Genomic DNA, 3,612 nt, shown 5'->3' on the forward strand with positions numbered 1-3,612 from the left:
AGTCGACGGGGAAACTGCTGGGATAACGCCCCTATGGAGCGGTTCTTCCGGAGCCTGAAGACCGAATGGGTGCCGACGAAGGGCTATAACAGCTTCAGCGAAGCCCAGGGCGCGATAATCCGCTATATAACGGGATATTACAGCGCTATCAGGCCCCACTGGTATAACGGCAGTCTGACGCCCAACGAATCTGAGCGGCTGTACTACTTACAGTCTAATGCTGTGGCCAGTATTAGTTGACCACTAGTCTTTGAAAGATAAGACCTTTCAATAACACGAAAGGTTAACTCATCAATAACTTTGCAACAGTGCCCTGAAAACATCAGGATCGCGTGACAGCGCGAGGGGGCGACAGCAAATAGCACACGCCGCGCTGTCAGCAAAAGCGGGCGCGGCTGTAAATAAATTTTTACACTACGTTTATATAGTGCTCATACTTTGTCGATACGAGCTTTTGCATCGGCCAGCGGCTGGAAAAAGTCGCAACAGCTGGCGAAGATAGCCGCAGAGACGCTAATGATGTTGCAAATGAATTAAGGACTTTTTTATGGCCGTTTGGGTCAATGCCCGCGTCAGTAAAGTGATCGACTGGACCGACAGTTTATTTAGCCTGATCGTCAACGCCCCCATCGCCCCTTTCATCGCCGGTCAGTACGCAAAACTGTCGCTGGAAATCGACGGTGAACGCGTGGTGCGCGCTTACTCCTTCGTCAACGCTCCCAGCAATGAGAGCTTGGAGTTCTACCTAGTGACGGTGCCTGAAGGAAAGCTCAGCCTGCGTCTGCACGCGCTGGAACCAGGCGATGAAGTGATGATTACCCAGAACGCACAGGGCTTCTTCGTCATCGACGAAATTTCCGAGTGTAAAAAACTATGGATGCTGGCAACCGGCACCGCCATCGGCCCTTATCTGTCGATTCTAGAGGAGGGTAAAGGGCTGGAGCGCTTCGAGAATATTGTGCTGCTGCACGCGGCACGCTATGCGCAGGACCTCAGCTATCTGCCGCAGATGCAGGAGCTGCAGCAGCGCTACAACGGCCAGCTGCAGATCCAGACCGTGGTCAGCCGCGAAGAGAGCCCGGGCTCACTGGCCGGCCGCATCCCGGCCCTGATTGAGAGCGGCCAGCTGGAAGCCGCTACCGGGCTGACAATTGATGCGGAAACCTGCCACGTCATGCTGTGCGGTAACCCGCAAATGGTGCACGACACTCAGCTGGTGCTGAAGGAGACGCGCGGCATGCGCAAACACCTCAAGCGTAAGCCAGGCCATATGACCAGCGAACACTACTGGTAGTCAACCGCCCGCTGGCGCAGAAATGCCACTGACTGCGCCGGTTTACCAAAACGGTTATCGCCGGGCGTGCCAGCAAAGGTTCCCAGCTCCACCAGCATACTGACAAGGATTAGCGTCGGGATAAAGTGCCTCACCAGCCACTGCGCCTCGCTGGGCAGCATTGCCCAGTGTCCGGCCATCAGCATCCAGCCCAACACCAGCAGCAGCGCCCACTGCCCGCCTTTATTGCGGTCATGCAGCCGCTTGACCAGCACCGCACTACTCGGCCACAGCAGCGCCACCACGCAGACCGCAGCGTTCTGCGTGTCGACTAGGCCTTGACCGGCAATAGTAAACAACAATACTAGGAGCAGCAGCCAAGTGATCTGCCATATCCAGAAGTCGCGCCGTCCCAGTCGGCCACGAAATGAGAAACACCACTGTTGTAAGGTCATTATTTTTATCTCAGAGTTCTATGTGCCTTTGACTTTACCGGTCATTGTCCGTTTTAATCTTAAGCTGAGTTTACTGGTTAGGGCCGATGAAATGAAGAATGCACGATGGGCAGGGATTGCACTGCTAACCACCATGACCTTCGCGGTGGCTCACGTAGCTCCTGAGCCACAGGCGCGAACCGAACATCTGCCGGCAGCCTCGTATTTGCAGGCGGGTTCACCTACCTTTGATATGACTATCGGCCAATTTCGCGAAAATTATAATGCTGCCAACACAACGTTACCGTTGAGTGAATATCGCGCCATTGACAGCAGCGGCGACAAAAGCAATTTGACGCGTGCTGCCAGCAAGATCAACGAAAATCTTTACTCCTCAACAGCATTGGAGCACGGCACCGGCAAAGTCAAAACGTTGCAGATTACTTGGCTACCAATCCCTGGGTCTGAGCAAAAAGCCTCGCGCGACAAAGCGCTGGCGTATATGACCGCGTTTATGCGCTATTTTGAGCCGATGTTAAGCAACGAACAGTGCCTGAAGCGCGTCAATAACCTGCTGGCAAAGGGTAAAGGCTCCCGATATTTCCAGCAAACCGAAGGAGCGCTGCGCTATATCGTTACTGATAATGGCGAAAAAGGGCTGACGTTTGCCGTCGAGCCGCTGAAGCTGGCGCTGGCTGCCCCCTGAGAGCTGATGCGCAAAGGATGACGAAAAGCAAAGCCTTTGCGATGTTTGATCTCTATACTGTCTGGCAGACAATGCTGCCAGTTGGCAGCTTTAATAATCTCAAAGCGTGGAGGATAGAATGCGACATCCATTAGTTATGGGTAACTGGAAACTGAACGGTAACAAACAGATGGTCAACGAGCTGATCGCCGGTCTGCGTACCGAGCTGAGCGGCGTTGATGGTTGTGGCGTAGCGATTGCTCCGCCTGTGATGTATCTGGATCAGGCTAAACACGCCATTTCTGGTAGCCACATCGTTCTGGGTACGCAGAACGTCGACGTTAACCTGTTTGGCGCCTTCACCGGTGAAGTTTCTGCTGACATGCTGAAAGATCTTGGCGCAGAGTACATCATCATTGGTCACTCTGAGCGCCGTATCTACCACGCGGAAAGCGACGAGCTGATCGCAAAAAAATTTGCCGTGCTGAAAGCCGCTGGCCTGACCCCGGTGCTGTGCATCGGCGAAACCGAAGCTGAAAACGAAGCGGGCAAAACCGAAGAAGTTTGCGCACGTCAGATTAACGCCGTACTGAACAGCCAAGGCGCTGACGCGTTCAATGGCGTGGTTGTGGCTTACGAGCCAGTCTGGGCCATCGGTACCGGTAAATCAGCAACTCCAGCGCAAGCTCAGGCCGTGCACAACTTTATCCGTAACCATATCGCGAAGAAAGATGCTGCTGTGGCCGCTCAGGTCATCATCCAGTACGGCGGTTCCGTCAACGACAAAAACGCGGCAGAGCTGTTTGCTCAGCCGGATATCGACGGTGCCTTGGTGGGTGGTGCATCACTGAAAGCCGACGCTTTCGCGGTAATCGTTAAAGCCGCTGCCGCGGCAAAAAAGCCTGACGATCTCTCCTAGCCCCTCCCGGGCTGAGGGATCTCCCCAGAGAATCACCGCTAATTGTAGTGGTCAACTAATACTGGCCACAGCATTAGACTGTAAGTACTACAGCCGCTCAGATTTGTTGGGCGTCAGACCACCGTTATACCAATGGGGCCTGATAGCGCTGTAATATCCCGTTATATAGCGGATTATCGCGCCCTGGGCTTCGCTGAAGCTGTTATAGCCCTTCGTCGGCACCCATTCGGTCTTCAGGCTCCGGAAGAACCGCTCCATAGGGGCGTTATCCCAGCAGTTTCCCCGTCGACTCATACTCTGC

The 3,612-nt window shown here is 54.2% G+C and carries 6 protein-coding genes; 4 read left to right on the forward strand and 2 right to left on the reverse strand.

Annotated elements, in window-relative coordinates:
• Together BBW68_RS10215 and fpr are read left to right on the forward strand one after the other, a co-directional pair.
• Positions 1-240, forward strand: a 240-nt coding sequence (locus BBW68_RS10215; RefSeq protein WP_070133556.1) for an integrase core domain-containing protein, incomplete at its 5' end; no start/stop codon positions are given.
• A 307-nt stretch (positions 241-547) separates the two neighbouring features.
• Complete coding sequence (gene fpr, locus BBW68_RS10220) at positions 548-1,294, forward strand: ferredoxin--NADP(+) reductase (protein ID WP_070135277.1); 747 nt, start codon at positions 548-550, stop codon at positions 1,292-1,294.
• On the opposite strand, the gene BBW68_RS10225 is transcribed toward fpr, so the two are convergent.
• Positions 1,285-1,728, reverse strand: coding sequence for a DUF805 domain-containing protein (locus BBW68_RS10225; protein WP_070135278.1), 444 nt, complete (start codon positions 1,726-1,728; stop codon positions 1,285-1,287). The genes fpr and BBW68_RS10225 overlap by 10 nt on opposite strands.
• A gap of 91 nt (positions 1,729-1,819) precedes the next feature.
• Here BBW68_RS10225 and BBW68_RS10230 point away from each other — a divergent pair, with 91 nt between their 5' ends.
• Together BBW68_RS10230 and tpiA are read left to right on the forward strand one after the other, a co-directional pair.
• Positions 1,820-2,413, forward strand: coding sequence for a DUF1454 family protein (locus tag BBW68_RS10230; protein ID WP_070135279.1), 594 nt, complete (start codon positions 1,820-1,822; stop codon positions 2,411-2,413).
• Between the two features lie 118 nt (positions 2,414-2,531).
• Entirely contained in the window at positions 2,532-3,311 is a 780-nt protein-coding gene (tpiA, locus tag BBW68_RS10235) for a triose-phosphate isomerase (RefSeq protein ID WP_070135280.1), read from the forward strand.
• A gap of 87 nt (positions 3,312-3,398) precedes the next feature.
• On the opposite strand, the gene BBW68_RS10240 is transcribed toward tpiA, so the two are convergent.
• On the reverse strand, positions 3,399-3,612 hold a 214-nt coding region (locus BBW68_RS10240; RefSeq protein ID WP_148127629.1), incomplete at its 5' end, for an integrase core domain-containing protein.

This window comes from Candidatus Erwinia dacicola (assembly GCF_001756855.1).
In the GTDB taxonomy this organism is placed as follows: domain Bacteria; phylum Pseudomonadota; class Gammaproteobacteria; order Enterobacterales; family Enterobacteriaceae; genus Erwinia; species Erwinia dacicola.